The sequence below is a fragment of the Fictibacillus sp. S7 genome, assembly GCF_004127935.1.
Lineage (GTDB): Bacteria > Bacillota > Bacilli > Bacillales > Fictibacillaceae > Fictibacillus_C > Fictibacillus_C enclensis.
Genome location: NZ_QJKL01000001.1, coordinates 4487661 through 4507385, shown reverse-complemented (window position 1 = coordinate 4507385; position 19725 = coordinate 4487661). Strand labels below are relative to the sequence as shown.

25 protein-coding genes are annotated in these 19725 nt (G+C 43.7%); 12 read left to right on the top strand and 13 right to left on the bottom strand.

Annotated features, from left to right (window positions below):
• Positions 1 to 41 precede the first annotated feature (41 nt).
• Positions 42 to 1214: a glycosyl hydrolase family 18 protein gene (locus DMO16_RS22910; protein WP_129480152.1), complete on the bottom strand. Its 1173-nt coding sequence runs from the start codon at positions 1212 to 1214 to the stop codon at positions 42 to 44.
• 153 nt (positions 1215 to 1367) lie between these two features.
• Between DMO16_RS22910 and DMO16_RS22905 the strand changes: the two genes are divergently transcribed.
• The gene (locus DMO16_RS22905; RefSeq protein WP_347232855.1) at positions 1368 to 2270 is read left to right on the top strand and encodes a DMT family transporter; all 903 of its coding nucleotides are present in this window, start codon (positions 1368 to 1370) and stop codon (positions 2268 to 2270) included.
• A 50-nt stretch (positions 2271 to 2320) separates the two neighbouring features.
• Here the strand turns inward: DMO16_RS22905 and DMO16_RS22900 are convergent, their stop codons facing one another.
• Entirely contained in the window at positions 2321 to 2641 is a 321-nt protein-coding gene (locus DMO16_RS22900) for a c-type cytochrome (protein ID WP_129480151.1), read from the bottom strand.
• Between the two features lie 148 nt (positions 2642 to 2789).
• Between DMO16_RS22900 and DMO16_RS22895 the strand changes: the two genes are divergently transcribed.
• The gene (locus DMO16_RS22895) at positions 2790 to 3758 is read left to right on the top strand and encodes a quinone oxidoreductase family protein (protein WP_129480150.1); all 969 of its coding nucleotides are present in this window, start codon (positions 2790 to 2792) and stop codon (positions 3756 to 3758) included.
• Positions 3759 to 3802: 44 nt separating this feature from the next.
• On the opposite strand, the gene DMO16_RS22890 is transcribed toward DMO16_RS22895, so the two are convergent.
• Positions 3803 to 4267: a hypothetical protein gene (locus DMO16_RS22890; RefSeq protein WP_061972315.1), complete on the bottom strand. Its 465-nt coding sequence runs from the start codon at positions 4265 to 4267 to the stop codon at positions 3803 to 3805.
• Positions 4268 to 4460: 193 nt separating this feature from the next.
• Here DMO16_RS22890 and DMO16_RS22885 point away from each other — a divergent pair, with 193 nt between their 5' ends.
• The 3 genes from DMO16_RS22885 (at position 4461) to DMO16_RS24485 (ending at position 5341) form a co-directional block, all read left to right on the top strand.
• The gene (locus DMO16_RS22885) at positions 4461 to 4667 is read left to right on the top strand and encodes a hypothetical protein (RefSeq protein WP_061972314.1); all 207 of its coding nucleotides are present in this window, start codon (positions 4461 to 4463) and stop codon (positions 4665 to 4667) included.
• Positions 4668 to 4847: 180 nt separating this feature from the next.
• Positions 4848 to 5027: a hypothetical protein gene (locus tag DMO16_RS22880; protein ID WP_061972313.1), complete on the top strand. Its 180-nt coding sequence runs from the start codon at positions 4848 to 4850 to the stop codon at positions 5025 to 5027.
• 170 nt (positions 5028 to 5197) lie between these two features.
• Positions 5198 to 5341: a hypothetical protein gene (locus DMO16_RS24485; protein WP_156412579.1), complete on the top strand. Its 144-nt coding sequence runs from the start codon at positions 5198 to 5200 to the stop codon at positions 5339 to 5341.
• Between the two features lie 47 nt (positions 5342 to 5388).
• On the opposite strand, the gene DMO16_RS22875 is transcribed toward DMO16_RS24485, so the two are convergent.
• On the bottom strand, positions 5389 to 6366 hold the full coding sequence (locus DMO16_RS22875; protein WP_129480149.1) for a polysaccharide deacetylase family protein: 978 nt from the start codon (positions 6364 to 6366) through the stop codon (positions 5389 to 5391).
• A 133-nt stretch (positions 6367 to 6499) separates the two neighbouring features.
• Positions 6500 to 6748, bottom strand: coding sequence for an atypical membrane-integrating protein (Mistic protein) (locus DMO16_RS22870; RefSeq protein ID WP_061972979.1), 249 nt, complete (start codon positions 6746 to 6748; stop codon positions 6500 to 6502).
• A gap of 144 nt (positions 6749 to 6892) precedes the next feature.
• Between DMO16_RS22870 and DMO16_RS22865 the strand changes: the two genes are divergently transcribed.
• Complete coding sequence (locus tag DMO16_RS22865) at positions 6893 to 7120, top strand: CotD family spore coat protein (protein WP_074440555.1); 228 nt, start codon at positions 6893 to 6895, stop codon at positions 7118 to 7120.
• Between the two features lie 190 nt (positions 7121 to 7310).
• Positions 7311 to 8156, top strand: a complete 846-nt coding sequence (locus DMO16_RS22860) for a YitT family protein (protein WP_129480148.1) — start codon at positions 7311 to 7313, stop codon at positions 8154 to 8156.
• A 56-nt stretch (positions 8157 to 8212) separates the two neighbouring features.
• On the opposite strand, the gene DMO16_RS22855 is transcribed toward DMO16_RS22860, so the two are convergent.
• The 6 genes from DMO16_RS22855 to DMO16_RS22830 form a co-directional block, all read right to left on the bottom strand.
• Positions 8213 to 9079: a Cof-type HAD-IIB family hydrolase gene (locus DMO16_RS22855; RefSeq protein ID WP_061972310.1), complete on the bottom strand. Its 867-nt coding sequence runs from the start codon at positions 9077 to 9079 to the stop codon at positions 8213 to 8215.
• Between the two features lie 13 nt (positions 9080 to 9092).
• Positions 9093 to 9848 (bottom strand): DeoR/GlpR family DNA-binding transcription regulator, encoded by a 756-nt coding sequence (locus DMO16_RS22850; protein ID WP_061972309.1) that lies wholly within the window; start codon positions 9846 to 9848, stop codon positions 9093 to 9095.
• Between the two features lie 129 nt (positions 9849 to 9977).
• Positions 9978 to 10517 carry a flavodoxin family protein gene (locus DMO16_RS22845; protein ID WP_129480147.1) on the bottom strand — a complete coding sequence of 180 codons (540 nt, stop codon included), beginning with the start codon at positions 10515 to 10517 and terminating at the stop codon, positions 9978 to 9980.
• Between the two features lie 74 nt (positions 10518 to 10591).
• Positions 10592 to 10891, bottom strand: a complete 300-nt coding sequence (locus DMO16_RS22840) for a hypothetical protein (RefSeq protein WP_061972307.1) — start codon at positions 10889 to 10891, stop codon at positions 10592 to 10594.
• 124 nt (positions 10892 to 11015) lie between these two features.
• Entirely contained in the window at positions 11016 to 11432 is a 417-nt protein-coding gene (locus DMO16_RS22835; protein ID WP_129480146.1) for a MerR family transcriptional regulator, read from the bottom strand.
• Between the two features lie 118 nt (positions 11433 to 11550).
• Positions 11551 to 13224, bottom strand: a complete 1674-nt coding sequence (locus DMO16_RS22830; RefSeq protein ID WP_425590049.1) for a serine hydrolase — start codon at positions 13222 to 13224, stop codon at positions 11551 to 11553.
• A gap of 280 nt (positions 13225 to 13504) precedes the next feature.
• Here DMO16_RS22830 and DMO16_RS22825 point away from each other — a divergent pair, with 280 nt between their 5' ends.
• Positions 13505 to 13915 carry a hypothetical protein gene (locus DMO16_RS22825; RefSeq protein WP_061972305.1) on the top strand — a complete coding sequence of 137 codons (411 nt, stop codon included), beginning with the start codon at positions 13505 to 13507 and terminating at the stop codon, positions 13913 to 13915.
• 12 nt (positions 13916 to 13927) lie between these two features.
• Positions 13928 to 15565 carry an anti-sigma-I factor RsgI family protein gene (locus tag DMO16_RS22820; protein ID WP_206738161.1) on the top strand — a complete coding sequence of 546 codons (1638 nt, stop codon included), beginning with the start codon at positions 13928 to 13930 and terminating at the stop codon, positions 15563 to 15565.
• A 37-nt stretch (positions 15566 to 15602) separates the two neighbouring features.
• On the opposite strand, the gene DMO16_RS22815 is transcribed toward DMO16_RS22820, so the two are convergent.
• Positions 15603 to 16691 (bottom strand): CotH kinase family protein, encoded by a 1089-nt coding sequence (locus DMO16_RS22815; RefSeq protein WP_061972303.1) that lies wholly within the window; start codon positions 16689 to 16691, stop codon positions 15603 to 15605.
• A gap of 207 nt (positions 16692 to 16898) precedes the next feature.
• Here DMO16_RS22815 and DMO16_RS22810 point away from each other — a divergent pair, with 207 nt between their 5' ends.
• The 3 genes from DMO16_RS22810 (at position 16899) to DMO16_RS22800 (ending at position 19252) form a co-directional block, all read left to right on the top strand.
• Entirely contained in the window at positions 16899 to 17429 is a 531-nt protein-coding gene (locus tag DMO16_RS22810) for a hypothetical protein (protein WP_164988822.1), read from the top strand.
• On the top strand, positions 17430 to 18359 hold the full coding sequence (locus tag DMO16_RS22805; protein WP_129480143.1) for a hypothetical protein: 930 nt from the start codon (positions 17430 to 17432) through the stop codon (positions 18357 to 18359).
• Positions 18360 to 18472: 113 nt separating this feature from the next.
• Positions 18473 to 19252, top strand: a complete 780-nt coding sequence (locus tag DMO16_RS22800; protein WP_129480142.1) for a potassium channel family protein — start codon at positions 18473 to 18475, stop codon at positions 19250 to 19252.
• 10 nt (positions 19253 to 19262) lie between these two features.
• On the opposite strand, the gene DMO16_RS22795 is transcribed toward DMO16_RS22800, so the two are convergent.
• Complete coding sequence (locus DMO16_RS22795; RefSeq protein ID WP_129480141.1) at positions 19263 to 19670, bottom strand: YugN-like family protein; 408 nt, start codon at positions 19668 to 19670, stop codon at positions 19263 to 19265.
• Positions 19671 to 19725 lie beyond the last annotated feature (55 nt).

Genomic DNA, 19725 nt, shown 5'->3' with positions numbered 1-19725 from the left:
AGAGACCTTCATGGCCACATGCCATAAAAGTCTCCTTTTTGTTATTTCGCTTTTCTTACATTGAACTGGTCTTCAAGCATGCTCCAGTTTTGCGGGAACGGCTCGCCGAGTACCCAATACGCGATGCCGCGAAGATTATAGTACTTGACTTGATTGAATTTCGCTTGTGCACTTTCTTCATTCTCAAACCAGACAACGTGTTTCTTGCCATGATCATCACTGTAGTTGAAGTACGGAGAGTGTGATTTATTGTCATATTTAATTTCAGCGCCTTCTTTAATCGCCAGTTCGGTTGCTTCCTGTGGCGCAATGCGCTTGGCAAAAGGATTTCCTTTTTTATAGGGCAGAATCCAGTCATACCCGTACAACGGCGCACCCATTACAATTTTTTTGCGCGGAATCACAGATACCGCATAGTCGATGACGTTGCGCACTTGAGGAACAGGTGAAACAGCCATCGGAGGACCGCCAGACCATCCCCACTCATACGTCATGAGAATAACAAAATCAGCAAGCTCTCCATGCCGTTTGTAATCATGGGCGCCATGCCACGGGCCCGATTGCTCATCGCTCGTTTTGGGGGCAAGAGCAGTAGATGTAATGAATCCTTCTTTTTTCACTTTTGGTAAAATCGTTTCAAGGAATCCATTATAAAGATCCCGGTCTTTTGCACGAATATGTTCAAAATCAATATTTAATGCTTTGTAGCCTTTTGCTTTCATGGTCTTGATCACATTATTGATCAGACGATTGGATACGGTTTTATCCGTAAAAATGGTATGTGCCACCTCAGGAGAAAAGTTCCCCTCCGTAAAGTTTGTGAGAACGAGCATCGGGACTGCACCCTGTTTTCTGGCTGCTGCGAGCGCCTGATCATCTTTAATGCCGATCAACGTACCATCCGGTTTTACACGATAGCTAAAAAAAGCAACATACGATAAATGCCGGCCTACATCCTTTACTTCTTTTACAGCCGCCTGGGGATCAACCGGCTCTAAAAACCCAATCGACGTAATTTTGGTTTTCTTATGTTTGGTCTGAGACGGTGTTACTTCCTTCTGTTTGCTGCCATTATACTTTACCTGCTGCAGTCTCGGATGCTCGCTGCCATTTTTCCCGGCATCTGCTGTTCCTTCCTGCTGTCCTTTTACATTTCCGCAACCGGAGAGTACAAGGGAAAACGTGAATAGTAGTGCAAAAATAGTTCTCAACATTCGGTCCCTCCTTTTTTCCTTATGTTTCCTTGCCCCTCATCCCGTTATACAGGAGAGAAACGAGCAAAATTTGGAAGACAAGGCCCCGCGTTTGAGAACTTGTTGATTGTAAGATACGCTAGGAGAGTCTGAACGCTATGGAGGTGTATTTGCTTGAAATGGCCTTATCTTTGGATTGCCGGGGGAGCAGCCTTGTGGGGAACGATCGGCATCTTTATCAAAGAACTATCTTCTATGGGATTCACTCCGATCCAAATTGTTGTTTTACGCGCTTTGAGCGCTGCAGTTTCCTTTTTGATCCTTACTTTCTTTCTAAACCGGTCACTTCTTAAAATACACTTCAGGGACAGCTATTATTTTATCGGTACCGGGCTGCTCAGCATCGCCTTTTTCAATTGGTGTTATTTCAAAACCATGAATGAAGTATCTCTGTCGGTTGCGGCCGTTCTGCTGTATACAGCGCCCGCCTTTGTCCTGATTTTATCGAGGATCTTCTTCCGTGATCTTATTACAAAAAAGAAAGTGGCCGCTCTTTTGGTCACATTTCTCGGGTGTGTGTTTGTCGTGGGCTATTTGCCAGCCTCTAACGGTGGTATAACGTGGACCGGATTGCTCACGGGGCTGGGATCAGGATTCGGCTACTCGTTATACAGCATTTTCGGTAAGGCAGCCTCCGCCAAATACAAAACGTTAACCATCACGACGTATACGTTTGTTTTTGCCGGGTGCGCTCTCTTTCCGATCAGCGGATTATCTCATTCTGCTCACCTTTTTGAAGACACGGAAGTCTGGCTTTATATCATTGGATTGGGTATAGTCCCCACTGTGCTTGCTTATATTTTATATACGGTTGGATTACGCCAGGTAGAGCCCAGCAAGGCAGCGATTGTCGCAACGGTCGAGCCGGTGGTAGCGACTCTGGCCGGTTTTTTTCTTTTTCACGAAAAGCTTACACTTTGGCAATGTGCAGGAATCCTGCTCATCATCTTTTCTGCTGTCCTTGTCCAGGACAAACAAAAGAAGACTCACCTCAACAAAGGGGCTTCACTTACTTAGCGCTCATCAAAAAAGAGGCCCTATTCATAAAACAGGTGCCTCTTTTCCACTTATTTTTTACTGGCCAGCCATACAGCCACATTCTCTGCTTCATCACCATTAATCAAACCGGCAGGCATGCCGCCTCCGCCATTTTTAATTTGCTTTAAAATTTCATCTTTACTGTGCTCTTTTCCAATCTCTTTTAAAGCAGGCCCTGTTCCGCCTTCCAAGTTGTTTCCGTGGCAGCTTGCACAATTTTGCTTAAAAGACTTTTCTGCCGCAGCGGAATCTACCGTGCCTCCGCCCTTTCCGCCTCCGCTGTCGCCTCCTGAAGAACATCCTGCAAGCAGAAAAACCATACCCGTCGCAATTACAATATTTTTTAGCATTATAAAATGCCTCCCATCCAAGATATAAACCGTTTCCACAACGATTAAACCATTAAACCTTTTTCTGATTTAATCACCATTCTAGTGAAATCCATTCATTTTGTATACAATGAATGAGGATACGACATTTGAAGTAAGGAGCATAAAAATGAAAGCACTGACCTTCCATACATTTGGAGGACCTGAAGTCCTTCAGTATCAGGATGTTCCAACTCCGGAACTGAATGCGAATGAAATTTTGGTTGAAATGAAGGCTATTGGACTTAATTTTGCCGACATTTACCGAAGAAAAGGAAACTATCACTTACTGGGGAATCCTCCCTATATTGCAGGCTATGAAGGAGCTGGAGTGGTAAAAAGCGTGGGTTCTTCCGTACAGAATGTGAAAGAAGGCGACCGTGTCGCATTTGCGGATGTTCCATATGCCAATGCCGAATACGTTGCCGTGCCCGAGGATCATCTTATCCCCTTGCCAGAGAAAATATCCTTTGAAACTGCTGCTTCCATCCTTTTGCAAGGCTTGACTGCACAGTTTTTAACAAGGGACAGTTATGCAGTTGGGCAAGGAACCCTTCTTGCCCTTCATGCGGCAGCAGGCGGTGTGGGCCAGCTTCTGATCCAGATTTCCAAAGCGCTCGGAGCAGAAGTCATCGGGCTTGCCTCATCAGAGTCAAAAAAGGAAGCCGCACTCGCTGCAGGTGCTGATCATGTTTTCCTTTATAATGAAGATTGGGTCAATAAAGTAAAACAAGCTTCATCAGGCCTCCAAGGTGTCGATGTGATTTATGATTCTGTCGGGAGCACATTGATGGATAGCTTTGAAGCGGTGAGAACCGGTGGTACTGTTGTTTTTTATGGAATGGCTGGCGGTGACCCTTCTCCGGTAGATCCCCGCATGCTGATGGATACATCGAAAACATTAACCGGAGGCGATCTTTGGAATGTTATTACCTCCCATTGGGAGCGTGTATCACGGTCCCAGGAGCTTTTTGACCTGATTCTGTCCGGTGCGGTAAAAGTACCCGAAATGACCTCCTATCCACTTGAACAGGGAGCAGAAGCTCATCGTTTTTTGGAAAGCAGAAAAAGTACCGGAAAGATTTTACTTATTCCTTAAACAAAAAAGCGGATGGACCCGCATCGGATCCATCCGTTTTTCTATTAACTCATTAATAATCGTAAAGCCTTTAACCGCTCGTCCGTCATGTTAATCAAAAGCTGGTTGTTTAATGTTTCAGCCATCTTGTATGTTAAATTCAAAAAAGCCTCCAGTCCTGCTTTGTACCCTTTATGAAACGCGAGCTCATCACACTTTTTCTCAGAATACAAATCAATATTCCCCTCTGTTACTGGAAATTCCGCATGGCCGATTTCGTGCCAGATAATGGCTTCTTTCATTTCCTGATCTTCACAAAAATAAGAATAATCATATACAACAATGAACCGGTCAAAAGCCGGATCCAATGAATGATAACATAGCGTTAATATCCGGTTATCAATGTTCCAAAGCTGAAGCCAATCTTCCTTTTCAAGGCCAAAGGTTCTCATAATTTCCTGCTTGTCCTCTATAATGGCAATCCGCTCACGATAGATTGCTTGATCCAGTACCTCGCCCAAACAAATCATCAGAATTCCCCTTCCCTTGCCACGTCTGAATTTTTTACTATGATATGTTGGCTGGTATCATTCTATTCACTATCAAAGAGCTTTCCTGAGCCTTTTTTTCTCCCAGCAGGATACTTGTCCCTAACTATCAGACAAGAAGGTGAATAGAGTATTTCAAAGGGGTGAAATAATATGTCAAGAAGAAGAAGAAGAAGTGATTCCTCAAGCAGAAACCGGCGCCGCTCTTCATCAAGCACTGCCCGTTTCGAGTTTGAAATTGAATCATCATCAAGCAGTTCCAGAACTTCCAGCAGCCAGGTGGAAGGGACACAGAATCGACGTCGAAACCGCAATCGTCGTCAGGTTCAGATTGTTCAATGTAATTGCGGCGGTTCTCGACCCTCCAATGAAAATCCGGTGATGGGAGCGATGAATCAACGGCCAACGCAAGTCACTCAAAATTGCAACTGCGGCGGCTCACGACCCACCAATGAATATCCGGTGATGGGAGCGATGAATCAACGGCCAACGCAAGTCACTCAAAATTGCAACTGCGGCGGCTCACGACCCACCAATGAATACCCGGTGATGGGAGCAATGAATGAAAGTCCAAACCGGCGGCCAAGCTGCCGACGCTTCTGTGAAAACGTTTGCCGTTCACAATTCGGCAGTCGCCGAAGGCAATGTATCCAGGATTGTCTTGCCTGCCGTGGCAATACAATGGGTGAGATGGATGACAATGATTGCAACTGGAGGTCTCCTGGCCCGCGAGGCGATGTAATGGGTGTACAAAGCGACATGTATGACGGCCATTACTGGGACTCTGATTATTAATTGAATCAACACAAAAATTCCACTGCCCGCTAAAGGCAGTGGGATTTTTTTTGAAAGGATAGTTTCCATCAAACGCGGGCATTCTTTTGGTATAGCTAATTGGAGGTGGATACATAAATGAGAGCATTTGACCTGGCTCACTTAACAAGTGAACAAAAAGCAAAATTGGATGCCATGGAAAAGGAATTAGATGTCGTCCTGATCGCCTGGGATCAAAAAGAACAAAAAAATTCTCAGGAAAGTATGAATTATGATATTTAGCCAAAAAAGCTCTTCCATGGTGGAAGAGCTTTTTAACGAGTAAACCTTTAGGAAGCTGCCTTGGAAACCCGGAAGGTGACAGGCTTCATGGTTCTTTCAATTCTTTTCATCGTATATCCATTTTTCTTTAAATAATCCAGCAGCTGGGGCAGACTTTCGAGCGTTTCTTTCCGTTCATGCATTAAAATGACAATCGGCTCGGTCTGGTGCTCCATTTTTTTTATTTGACGGATTGAATTTGTCACATATTGCGGGCTTCTATAGGACCAGTCCATGCTGTCAATCGTCCAGTCCCAGAGCTCATAGCCTTTGTCTTTGACCGCCTTTTGGTAATCCGGCTTCATGTATGGAGCACTTCCGTATGGCGTTCGGATCAGCACGGTTCTTTTGCCAGTAATCTTTTGCAGTGCCCGGTTCGCCTGATCCATTTCCTGTACGACGGTTTCCTTCGAGCGATAAATCTTTTTGGCATCATGAGAGACTCCATGCAGCCCCTGACTATGTCCTTCCCGGTCCATCCGTTTCACTTGATCCTGAAACTTCAGCATATTGGGTTCAAGCATAAAGAAGGTTGCTTTCACTTGATACTTCTTGAGCACATCCATTATTCCGTCTGAAACCCTTGAAGGACCATCATCAAAGGTTAAATACACCGTTTTCGCTTGGTTTTGCCAGGCCTGTTTTTTATGTACTGCTGCTGCACCTACGGCTTTTTCCTTGGTCTTTTTTTGTTTTTCCTGAGCTTTTTTAATAGAAACTTTGGAAGTTACTATCTTTTCTTTGCTGTTTTGTTTCTCCTTTTTTCCCAGCTGAAGGGTTTCTTTTGAAGCTCCCTTCAATTTCGGAACGTATTTCTCCTTATGAATTTTCTCGGTATAATGCTTCTCCTCCGAAGTGGTTGCTTTAATCTTATTGGCATGCCATGAACCAAAAATAAAAACCAGACCAATCACGGCCAAAACCAACAAAACCGCAGCTTCTCTTTTTCCTGCATTTTTTCTTGCTTCCCCTATGTAACCTTTCACCTTACCATCACCTTATCTTTACAAAACGTTTATACGCTCTAAGTATAACGGATTTTTTGCAAAAAAAGGTAAAAAAATAGGAAATTTTATGAAAAAATTACGAATTTTGTTTACAATCTTTGGTTTCTCTGCATTACTCTTGCTGATCTGGCGGCAAAAAGGACAGCACCTCTTTTACGATGGCATTGATTTTGTCATCTATAAAGGCACTTCCATATTTACTTTTCGCTTTTTCGATTTCCTCCTGAACCTCTTTTTCAAAGTTGATCAGCGGGATGTCATCCTCCGCTTCGTTATAGAGATCAATCATGGCTTCAAGCCCCTCTTGCATGCGATCAATGGCATCACTGTACAGCTTCTTGCTTTTTTTATTTAGCTTCATGTTATCACCTGTTCTCATTATCTCCTTTTTTCCCAGCCTAAATCCTATTTTATAGACAGGTACCCTTACAGATTGTTAGCACTCATCATAAATTAAGAAGTGAAGCAACAGTCAATAATGATGAGAAAAAGGAGAGAATGCATTATGTATTATGGCTATGGCTGCCACTGCCCGCATGTCATTGTTCATCCCACCCAGTGTTGTGTTCAGCAGCATTATCACACGGAAGAGGTTATCCACGTGCATCCTGTACAAATTCAGCATGTGAACCACGTATTATACCAGCATGTTCATGAATATCCTGTTTCCCAATACGAGACTTGTCAGGTTCATCACCAGAACATCTCCTGTGGTGCACCTCCTTGCTGCTAAACCCGGATTTAGCCTGCATGCCAAAAGAGGCCATGCAGGTTTTTTACATAATTCGGTTTGAAACTCGCTTCAAGGCATGATATATTGATTTCTGGATTCTTAAGCCATTTATTTTCATTATCATAGACATGCAGCCAACCCTGTGCGGTTGGTTTCTTTGCTTGATTTTTTTATTTAGGGGGGTATTACGATGAACAGCGCTGTAAAAGAGTTCACACTCATTATTATTGGATCCTTTTTTTTCGCTCTCGGCGTGAACTGCTTTGCCATACCAAATGAACTTGGAGAAGGCGGGGTCACCGGTGTCTCCATGATTTTATACTATCTTTTCTCCTGGTCGCCCAGTTATACGAACTTCATTATGAATGGGATTTTATTAATCATTGGCTATCGTCTGCTCAATAAGCGGGTAACTCTCTATACGGTTTTTAGCATTGTATTTACTTCTGTATTTCTTCATTTGACCGAAGGGTGGGGCTCACCCGTTAAGGATACAATTCTAGGCACCGTTTTTGCCGGAATCTTTATCGGAATCGGGCTTGGATTGGTGCTTCGTTCTGGAGGAACCACCGGAGGATCAACCATCCTGGCACGGATGGCCAACCAATATTTTGGGTGGAGTATCAGCGGGGCTATGCTTGGCATCGACCTGTTGGTGGTCATGAGCTCTTACTTTGTCATCGGAGCGCAAAATACGATGTACACAGTGATTTCCATTTATATTTCAACCAAAGTTCTTGATTATATTATTGAGGGCTTCGATACACGAAAAGCGGTCACTATCATCTCTCAGCATGCTGAGCAAATTGCCCAAAAGGTGAACAATGATATGGACCGGGGCGTGACTGTTTTTTCTGCCCATGGCAGCTATACGAAGGAATCAAAAGAAATTTTATACGTAGTCATCAATAAACAGGAATTGTTTCAACTTAAAAAGATCGTTCAAAAAATGGATGAAAAAGCGTTTGTGGTCGTCCATGATGTCAGGGATGTCTTCGGTGAAGGGTTTACGTTCCCGAAAACAGAAGCTTCATAAACAAAAAAGGTCTGCCGTTACGCCCAAAAAGGTTACGCCAGCAGGCCATTTTATTTTTACACCAATGCTTGTTTAAGGACAAACTCCCGAATGGCGTGAGCTACACCGTGTGCATCGTTCTCAAGGGTGGTAAAATGACAGATCTCCTTGATTTCAGGGAGCGCATTTCCCATGGCAATAGCCGTACCCGCAGTCTTCATCATAGGCCAGTCGTTCATATTGTCTCCAATGGCAACTGTGTTCTCTTGCGGAATTCCAAAATGGTCAGCCATACCCAGTATCCCATTGCCTTTGTTTGCTTTTTCATCGTTAATTTCAAGGTTGTGCTGAGCGGAACTCGTTACAGACAGATCCTCAAACTGTTTGGCAAAACGGTAGATTTCTTCCAGCTTCTTCTCGGAGTAGGAGAAAGGCAGGATTTTATTGACGGTGAGGTCTTCTGTCCAGATGGACCGAAATGAATCAATGGAAATCTGACCGAATTGCTTTAAATAACCTTGAGCCGCATCCCACAATTCCTCTGCATTTAATTCCGGATTGGCGGATTTCGCCATATCGATTTCCACCTGAATCCCCTCCTGACCAAAGTCAGGTGTATGGATCCCTTTATTGGTATGAAGATGGTAAAATACCTGAAGTTCCTCCAACTTCGTTAAAATGGAAGCAGCATGTTCCTTTTGAAGCGGATGGTGGTCCACCACTTTTCCGTCAGCATAAAGAACGGCTCCATTTGCACCGATGACCGGACATTCTACTCCCGCTTCCTGAAGCAGATTCAGCACGTCTTCCACCGCACGTCCTGTACAAATGGAAACAACATGCCCCATCATCTGAGCTTCTTTTATAGCCTGCGCATTTTCATGACTGATTGAGCCTTTTTTGTTCAACAATGTACCATCCAAATCGATTGCAATTAATTTCATAACTTCCTCCTTTTTATAGTACGATGATTTCGATTTCAAACTGTTCCAGCTGCTTTTTCAGCTTTGGTTCCATTTCCTGATCTGTTACTAGGATGTCGATCTTGTTCCACCCGCATACTTTTTGAAAATAGGTTCGATTGAACTTTGATGAATCAGCAAGCAGTATGACCTGGTCTGAGCGGCTGATCATTTCTTTCAGCAAAAACCCTTCTTCTTCAAAAGGAATGGTCAAGCCATCTGAAGAAATGCCGCAGGCTCCCAAAAACAGCTTGTTGACTTTAAAATCTGCGAGATGCTGTATGGTTCTCGATCCATAGATCGAACGGTGACTGTTATTGAGCAGCCCTCCAAGCAAATGAATGAAAATATCTTCTTTTTTGGATAAAATCCCGGCTATATCTATCGAATTTGTGACAACCACGTTGTCTTTTGTATGAATATTTTCTGCTAAAAATTGAACGGTGGTAGAGGCATCCAACAACAGATGGTCGCCATCCAGAATCAAGCCTGCCGCATATTTACCGATGCGCTTCTTTTCCTCCGAAGCTTTCTGCAGCCGCTCATCATAGTTGGACACATCGTGAAAAAGAGTAGGTGATTTTGCCCCGCCGCGCAGACGTACGATTTTCCCCTCTTCCTCCAGTTTCACCAGGTCGCGTCTGGCAGTATCCCGTGAGACATTATTCATGTTGCAGATGGTTTCCATATCGACCCTTTCGTGCTCTTTTAAGTAATGTAGAATCGCTTCCATACGTTCATCCTGATACATGCCTCATTCGCCCCTTTACTTAAGTGATTATAAGTAATATTAAGCAGTTCTGCAATGAAATATGCATATCTTTACAAAAAATAAGCAAAAGTAAGGATAATTCCTCACCTTTGCTTAAATGGTCTCAATTTATTTTAAAAACAGTTTATTCCAGCGTTTCGCTTCAGCAAGTGCTCTTTCATCTTTTAAAATATCATGTGGTGCGTTGGCTGTTCCAATGATGTATTCAGCAAATGAAACACCCATAAAATCACATATGTATTGAAATTGCTGAATTAAAGGCAGTGCTTTTATTCTCGGCTGATCACCGCCGCATGTAATCACATAGGCCGTCTTTTGGCTCATTTCTTTTTTAAAGGCAAAACGGTCATCACGCAAACTCTGGGACCACCGATCCACAAAATTCTTCATAAGGCCGGACATCCCGTACCAGTATACCGGTGTGGAAAAAAGCAGGATATCATGCTCGAGTACAGTATCGATCACATTCTCATAATCATCAGCGACCGGTTCAAAGCCGCCTGCTGCATGTCTTAAGTCATCGATGGGTATGATCTGTTTTTCTTTTAAAATAATCGGTGTATAGTCTACCCCTTTAAGTGCCAGCTCGGTTAACTGCTGTGTGTTTCCGTCCGCTCTCGAACTTCCGATAATTGCCGCAATTTTCATCGTTGCCCCCCTGTTGTCTTACTATGTGAATCATAACGCATCCTCTGTCTTTTTCCCAACAACCAGCTCTGCAGTTATCGAAAATGTTCCTTTTTTCTAACTTTCTCTTTAAAAGCATGCCATGAATTCTTTGATGCCGAGAAGCTTCCAATTGCTGCATATCCATAAAAAAAGCCCATAAACACACCAGCGATCAAATGATGTCGATGGCTGTACAAAATGGAAAGAAGAAGGCCGAGCAAAAGCGCAACCGAGGGAATTAATGCCTTGGGAACAGGTGTTATCCATTTGATGATTTGTGTCAGCAGGAGAACCAGCGGCACGGCAAGCACTCCATCCCAAAAGTTCGTATGTATGACCGGAAAAACTTCCATGCGTATTCCTCTCTTTTAGCTGGGTTACTCCCAGTATCACCATAATCATGAACTTTTATCATAAAAAAAGAGGCAAAAACCCGCTGATCATGACAGATACGCGTGGTTTTTTTGCCTCTTTTCATTAAAGGTTCAGCAAGCTGTCGACCTTTTGGATCAAATCCTTCAACTCTCCCTGAAAGGATTTCATCTTCTCCATCTTCTGCTGAAGCATCTTCTCCTGCTCTTTTAGCCCTACAGCAATCTCTTCCAATTCCGACTGCTGAATGGTTGTATCTTTCGTCGACTCATATTGATCCTTATGTTCGAGCACCCGTTCTTTAATGCTTAGGAAGTGCTGCAATTCCTGCAAAGAAAAACCGAGTACTTCCTTCGCATCAACCACTCTCTTTAATTGTTTGATGTCTTCATCGGTATACAAACGCACTTGCCCGTCACTTCTCTCCGGAGGCTGAATCAGACCAATCTCTTCATAATAACGGATAGCACGTTTGGTAATTCCCGTAATTTTTGCTGCTTCATCAATTTTAATCCAGTTCACCCGACTCACTCCCTTATTAAAAGTATACCTTTACTATGACGCAAACGTCAAAGGTGTCAGTTTTGCACGGACAATTTAAATAAAAAAAACCGCCACAGAAGCGGCGGCCGCACATTTTTTAATGATTTCGTTTGGTCCACTGGCTGTCGGTGATCTTTTTTGCGATTTCTTTTCCCGATGCATCCTTTGCTTTCACGTCTTTTACATACCAGCCTCGTCCGTTAACACTGGCATCGGTCGTATATAGAAAACGGATAAACTTTGTGCCAGCCGGCAAGGCGGTGGTTTGCTTCTTCCAGCCGTTGCTTTTTCCTGTAAAGGAAGAAGCTGTTTTCTGCCAGTTGACACCATCTGCAGATACTTCAACGGTTCCATTGTCGCTTCCTTTTTCGATCTCAAACCAGGTTTCAAAGCTTACTGTTGAGGCCGGTTTATTTAATTCATAAACCAACGGCCGGGAAACCTTATCACCATATCCCGCAAACCAGGCTTTTTCATGATTAGCCAGAGAAACAGGAATAGCATCTGCCGCAGCACGTGCCACATCGCGGCGAACCGGATTAATTGATGGCATTGTTCGTGTCGGATGTACACGGTTGGTCAATGTTAAAACAACCGTCTGGTTTTTGGGGCTGATGACCATCGTAGTTCCGGTAAATCCTGTATGGCCAAGTGTGGTCGCGTCAGACAGTGCGTCCATGTACCAGCCCTGGTCCAATTCCCAGCCAAGCCCGTGAGAGTCGGAAGGGAATTGAGGAAGCTGATTCTCCTCCAGTAATTTGACGGTTGAAGGTTTTAAAATCCTTGTGTGGCCATACTTTCCATTTTGCAGGAACATGTGGGCGAAGACAGCAAGATCATGAGCCGAAGAAAAAACGCCGGCATGTCCAGCCACTCCATCAAGTGACCATGCGTTTTCATCATGTACTTCTCCCCATACCATGCCCCTGTTAATATAAGGTTCATATTCTGTTGCGGCAATTCTTGGCTTGAAATAGGCCGGAGGGTTATACATTGTATCCCTCATCTTCAACGGGCCAGTTATCACTTCTTTCACATATTCATCCAGACGTTTACCGGAAAGCCGCTCGACCAGCACCCCTAGAGTAATCATGTTCAAGTCACTGTATGTATAGGTAGTGCCGGGCGAATTTTTGAGCGGATAGGTTAAAATAATATGCAGCCGATCTTCCCGGTTTGTTCCCATCTTGTAGACCGGGATAAACGGCTCAAAACCCGATGTATGTGTGAGAAGCTGCCGGATGGTCACCTTTTCTTTTCCGTTTTCCTTAAATTCAGGAATATATTTGTATACAGGGTCATCAAGTTGGAATTTCCCTTGCTCATACAGCTTCATAGCAGCGGTTGTTGTAAAAATTTTGCTGATAGACGCTAAATCAAATATTGTATCTTTCCTCATGGGAACCGGATGCTCCAACTCCGTATACTGATCGTCCGTATAACGAGAAGCATAACCATAAGCATCCCACTTGGCGATGGATCCTTTTCTTGCGATCAAAACCACCCCGCCGGGAAACATCTTCGTTTCCATCGCTTTATTCATGGTCGTGTCAATACTGTTTAACGCATCCGGATAAAGCCCAGCACTTCTTGGTGTGCCTTTGTGAATAACTGGGGATGAGGAGCCAGGATAATTCCAGTCACCCGGTTTGAAGTAGCTGATCGGACTGCTTTGCTCTTGCTTGCCTTGAGCGAAAACCGGTGTCCCTGCTGACAAAATCATACTCAGACCGACGATGACCGCGCCCGGCTGTTTCCATTTTTTCATCATTGCTTCCCTCCGTTTTCAGAAAATTCAATCCTTTATTAAAGAGTAGCAACGATATACTGAAAAAGCCATGGAACGAAGGTCCCGTTCTCATCCTGGTCCTTTCCTATCTTTTGGAAGCTTCCGGTCGGAAAATCTAGTAAACTGTAATCATTACCAAACTTTTTTCCTCCCCACAAATCATCAAAGTATGACTATTGTACCTGTTTTTTTTTAGCTTTCCATACTATAATCTGAGAGTTATTATTTTCTAAATATAGTATAGGAGAAATGGAGGGCGGTTATGATCAGCTGGCTTAAACGGAGAAAAATGAATATTAAGACCCATTCATCACCTGACCTTGCTTCCCGTTCTTCTGCTGCAGCTCATCTGCAAACTAAATCCATTTCACCCGATAAGGAAATCGAACATTACAAAAGCAGACTTTTGCAATTTGGCATTAACATTTACGAGATGCCAAAGTTAACTCCCCAATCGAAGAAAAGCAGACTCGATGCCTACACCATAGCCTCATACATAGCAAACAATACAGAACTTAAATCTCTTTTTCTAACAAAAAAAGGTCTGCCTGCATCCCAGCTTTCAGAAAAGTTTCCAAGCAAGAGCATTAGACGATACACACCTTATATTATCGCTGTTGCTCTCATTATTATTGAAGACTATGAATATCTTAAAGGCTATTTGCCGGAATAGGAGGCCCTTATGATGACAAAAGGAATTGTGGTAGAAGTCAAACGGCACCACATCATCGTTCTATCTGAGGGCGGTGTGTTTCGAAAGGTGAAAAACAATGGACAGCCTTATGCGGTAGGAAGTGATATTCTCCTGCCTAATGAACCGAAACGAAAACCGATGTTCAGCCTTCCAGTATTTAACTGGAAATCTGCAACCGTGTTTACCTTTGCCATCCTCTTATTATTTTTCCAGCTCGCACCCAACACTGGTCAAGGCGTTTACGCCTATGTTGGCATAGAGATGAACCCAAGCATTGAATTGTCCATCGATGATGACATGCGGGTTCAGCACATAACTGCCTATAATTCGGACGGTAAAAAACTGGTTGCTCTTCTTGAAGATTACCATGGGCAGCCTCTTGAGAAAGTGACCGAGGACATTTTCAAGATCTGCCGTGCCAAAGGGTTTATCAAACCCGATCAGGAAGTCATTGTTACCACGACTCTGACAAAGGACGTCAGTAAAGAAACACAGCAGAAAATTGAGCAGAAAATTAATTCCTTAATGGAACAACAAGCGTTGGAAAACAAAATAGATATGACTTCATTGATCATTTCCAACAAAGAAAGAAAACGGGCCAAAAAAAGCGGCCTTCCACCTGCGAAATATGCTATCTTCATGGCGGCAAAAGAAGCAGGAATACCCATTACGCAGAGCGATATCAAGAAAAAAAGCATTCAGGAATTGTCAGATAAGGTTGGCCCGATCAGCGACCTGCTTTCCTCAACGCCTCTTGGAGAATATCAACATGTCTCTGTTTTTGTTCATAACGAACCTTCTTCGGATGACATAAGCCTAACAGAAACCTCATCCACGGTTAATCCGGATCCCGTCCTGATTCTGAAGGATCACGAAGACGTGAAAAGCAGTGAGCCAACGGAAACTGATCAAACCGCTCCAGTAAAGAAAGCAGCAGAAGGCAGTATGAGTAATCCAGCATCTGCCGAATTCCCTGCTCCAATGCAGTCCGGACAATCAGAATCTGGCAATAAAAGCACGAAAAATCAGCCGGTTTCTTTTCCGGTTTCTGATGTGGTGAAGGAACCTGCTGCTGAGCCAGTAAAGCAAAGTGCTCCGTCAACAACACAAGCACCCGAAAAGAAAACGGATAAACCAGCAGCGGCCTCTGCCAATGAAGCATCAAAAGGATCTGACGCTGTTATACCTCCTAAGGAAAATGATAAAGAAGAAAAAACTTCTCTTGCTCCTGTTTCGGTTCCAAAAGAAGAAGCGAAACAGGCAAGCCCTGAAGACCGTGAGGAAAGTAAGAATACGGATAAACCTAAAACGGCAGGGGAATGCAACGTAAAACAACCAGCAAAAAGTGAAGCTGTCGAGCCCTCTCGTGATTCAAAAGATATAGCTGTCCAGACAAAAGAACCTCAAGAAGAAAGGATAGTTCCGGTCAGTGAAAAGCAACAAGACACCACTCTTTCAGAGGCATCAAAGGATTCGGACTGTGCCGGGTTTATTCACAATAAACAAGAACCAGCCGAGGTTGACTCCGCACCTGTTCAGGAAGACTCCCTTCCAGACATGGAACAGGAAAACGAACAGCCCTCAGAAGAAGTCAATACACTTGCAGCAAGTGCAGATGATGCAGCATAAGAAAATCCTGTCTGAACAACATGTTCAGCAGGATTTTTTATTGGAGGCGATGAAGCCGTTTCTTTAAATATTTATTTCTTTTCTTGATGAATGCAAGAATGTATTCTGGCTCCTTATCGAATTTGGACAGAGAGTAGTGCTTATACGGATCTTTAATGATATGCGGCCGTATGGACGCATATAGCTTTTCAATTTTCCATTCCATGGATTCTATGGTGAATGCTTCTTCAAGCAATTGTTCCATCACGTGTCTGTATTGTCTTCGATAATTTCCATGAAGCAGCAAACGTGCTGTCAACGTATTGTACCCTTCGATCGGGACATACTTGTTCTCCATCACATCTCCGTGAATATCCCTTCCCCATGTGGCATCGTAATCCCATGGCATGATTTCAAACTGTCCAGTCTCCCCATTTTTGTAAAGAGAATAGTTGTGAATAAACCCATCAAAATTTTGTGTACAGACGGCACCGCCCAGCCATCGAAAATAACTTTCCAGATTCAGCAGAGGTTCAATTTTTGATGGAAATTCTTTATCCGTAGAAGTCAGCACGCAATTCAGCAGCTTTCTTAAGTGATGAAAGGAATGTTCAGGATCATACTTAATTTCATACCCTGATGTGACTGACCGTTTCGCTTTTCCGGTTGTAGGATTGTACTTTGAGAAATTGGCATTTTCTGAAATGGCATAATAGATACTGCCATCAGGAAGCCCTCTTTTTTTCAAAAAAAGCTGATCGACCGACTCCAATTGAAGATAAACACCTTGATAAAAGCCATTGATGTACAATGTGACATGGTTTGCTTCCGGGGACAATACGCCAATATCGCGAAAAAAGTCAAGGGACAGCTTATTCCTCATTAAGGAAGGATCATTGTACTCGGCATTCATATGAATCCTTTTAGCTCCTGTAAACATCCTGGAAGATGGAAAAACAAAATCATATGATTTTTTGGGAAACTTACGGATGTGTGCTCCTCTATATTTTACAGTGGTTTCATAAGATTGATTTTCGGTTTTTAATGTACCTTTAACCGGCTGGCTGGCCCATCTTCCCTTTTCTATTGACTTGGCCCCTTTAATGGGGACAGAGAGACGATACTCCGGCAACATACCTTTAGACATGATTCTTCAATCTCTCCTTAGGTTGATACTTATCTCTATGTTAAGAAGAAGGTAAGTGTCACAAATCAATGCTAAAAAGGGCCTCCTTTCTGGACGTTTATCCAAGCAGAACGTAAAAACTTACGTACATTATATTTGAAAAGAAATGATACTCCGTTCTTTTCCCATATTAAAGTATTGGAGGTCTACTCATGAGCGTATGGCATAATGATCCATGTGAAGAAAGCTCAAGTTCTAGTTCCAGCTCGAGCTCAAGTTCTAGTTCCAGCTCGAGCTCGAGCTCAAGAAGAAGCAGACGTTCCAGCAAAAGATCTAGCAAACGTTCCAGCAGAAGATCTGGAAAACGTTCTGGCAAAAGATCTGGAAAACGTTCTGGCAAACGTTCCGGTCGTTCTGGTCGTTCTGGTCTTTCCAGTCGCTCTGGACGTACTGGAAGAAGAACTAGAAGAACTAGAAAATCCAGCAGCTCCAGCAGTTCAAGTTCGAGCTCAAGAAGAAAAAGAACCAGAAGAACCAGAAGAACCAGAAGAACACGCCACTCCAGCAGTTCGAGCTAATCAGTTTATCGAGTACTTTTTTGCAGATAGAGCACAGGCTCTATCTGTTTTCATGTCGATTAGGCAAGCGTTGTTTTTCATGGAAAAAGGCGCTTGTACCAGCGCCAAACGATGGTTGTCTACATATATTTTTACTATGCAACAACAAAATCGAATCAACGGTTCTGAAAGGAGAACATGAATGTCTGATTTTCATATCAACTCAATGATTGGCAGAAGGATTAATGTCAATAAAGGAGGTCCCGAAGCCAAAGCTGGCCAACTGCTTCATTCAGGCCATAATTATATAGTTGTCGGAACGGATGAGGGAGCCGTCTATTATGCGGCACGTCACTTAAGAAGTGTCGGAGAAGACCTTCAAAGCGACAACAACGGCGAGAAAAATGGAACAGGGGAATTTTATGACTATCTTACACCGAGCTGTTTTTCCGCCATTATGGACAACATGATTGGCCAAAATGTAAAGATTAATCGCGGTGGCCCCGAATCCAGACAAGGAGTCCTTTTGCTAAGCACATATGATTATATTGCGCTAGCCACCGAGAAGGAAGGTGTCGTTTACTACAAGACCGATCATGTGAAAAGTGTAAGCGTTGTTCAGGAACAGGAAGAAAACGATGCAAATGCGGACGGAAGTGAAAGTGGAAGCCGAACCGGACGCGGTTCTGGTCGTGGGACCGGCAGAGGTACTGGGCGTGGCACTGGCAAAGGTACCGGGCGTGGCACTGGCAAAGGTACCGGGCGTGGCACTGGCAAAGGTACCGGGCGTGGCACTGGCAAAGGTACCGGACGCGGCACTTGCGAAGATACCGGGCGTGGCACTGGACGTGCGACTGGCGGTACTGGGGGATGCACCACTGGACGCATGACAGGCAAAACAACCGGCCATGGTCCAGCCGCTGCCGCAATGGATGTACCGTATTATCGGGAATATGGGTTCAACAATCTTTTTGACCGACTGGCATTGAAAAAGGTTAAAATCAACCGTGGAGGCCCGGATGCCATCGAGGGTGTCCTGACTGAATGTGCCAATGGCTATGTTGTAGTCCTTGCAGACAATGTAATTCACCGCATCCTGACTAAACATGTTAAAAGCATTAGTGCATTATAATTTTACAGTTAACGAGAAAAGAAGCTGCTCTTGTCCGAACAGCTTCTTTTTGCTGGTTTTACTCCGTACATAACCGGGCATAATGGTAAATAAATTGCCCAAGGATGTGCATTATGAAATTTGAGGAGTTTATTTTTTCATATCTTCGTCTGCCGATGCTTATTCGGCTTTTCAGCATCATAGGCTCACTGATGATCTTGTTTGGCATTCTTATTCATTTGTTGGAGCCAGGCAGTTTCCACACTATATTTGAAGGCATTTATTGGTCAGTAATGACCGCTGCGACTGTTGGATTTGGCGACTTTGTTCCAAAAACCTCTTACGGTCGATTTGTAGCCATTATTTTGGTTTTTATTGGAGGCTCCTTTATTGCCTTTTTCACTGTTAATGCAGCCTCAGCAGTCATCCAGGTTCAAAATAAGTACAGAGAGGGGAAACTGATGTTTAAAGGAAACGGGCACCTCATTATTGTAGGATGGAACGAACGTGCCAAAAAAACCATTCTTACCCTGCAAAAGGAAGAGACCGGACAAAAGATCATCCTTGTGGATGCATCTCTTAAACAGAATCCCTTGACTGATGAGGGTGTGCTTTTCGTAAAAGGAGATCCTTCAGCAGATGACACCTGGCAAAAAGCAAACCTGGCCGAAGCCAAAACCGTGCTGCTGACAGCGGACCAAAACTTAAAGGAATCGGATGCGGACATGCACACCATTTTATCCATCATTACGATAAAGGGCATTCATCCTTCGATCCCAGTCGCGGCTGAAATTTTGACATCCGAACAGATGAATAACAGTTTAAGGGCGGGAGCAGATGAATTGATCAAAACCACTTCTTTGGCAGGAGAAACAATGGCTCAAATCTGCCACCGTTCATTGCAAAAGGAGTAAGGATTTCCCCCTACTCCTCCAATAACTGGCTTTCTGCTTTTTCCACTAGTGTTTTGCCAATACTAATCCATTTATCGTCAATGGAGGCGTCAGGGTCCTGGGGCTCGGCGAACTGATTAAAACTTCCTCCCACAGCTCCCGCGTTGGCATGATCGTCGAGTCCGATCTGGTATTTATGCGTCAACAGAAAAGGCTCTCCAAGCGTCACTAAAGAACCTTGCTGGTCAACCTCCTTTTCATAGGAAGTAAAAGGAACTCTTACAAACGTATACCCTACCTCATCGTCCAGTTTATAATCAAAATATCCATGATTATAATCCCAGTTTCCTCCGATGGTAAATCCCAGCCCTTTCAGCTTATCCTCAAGCTCATTGAATGCAAATACCTCATTTTCAAGCTTGCTTTCCAAAGGAATCATGGCTTCGCTCCGTTTCTTTCGGTTTTCGTTTATGTTTATCATCCCCAAAAGAAAA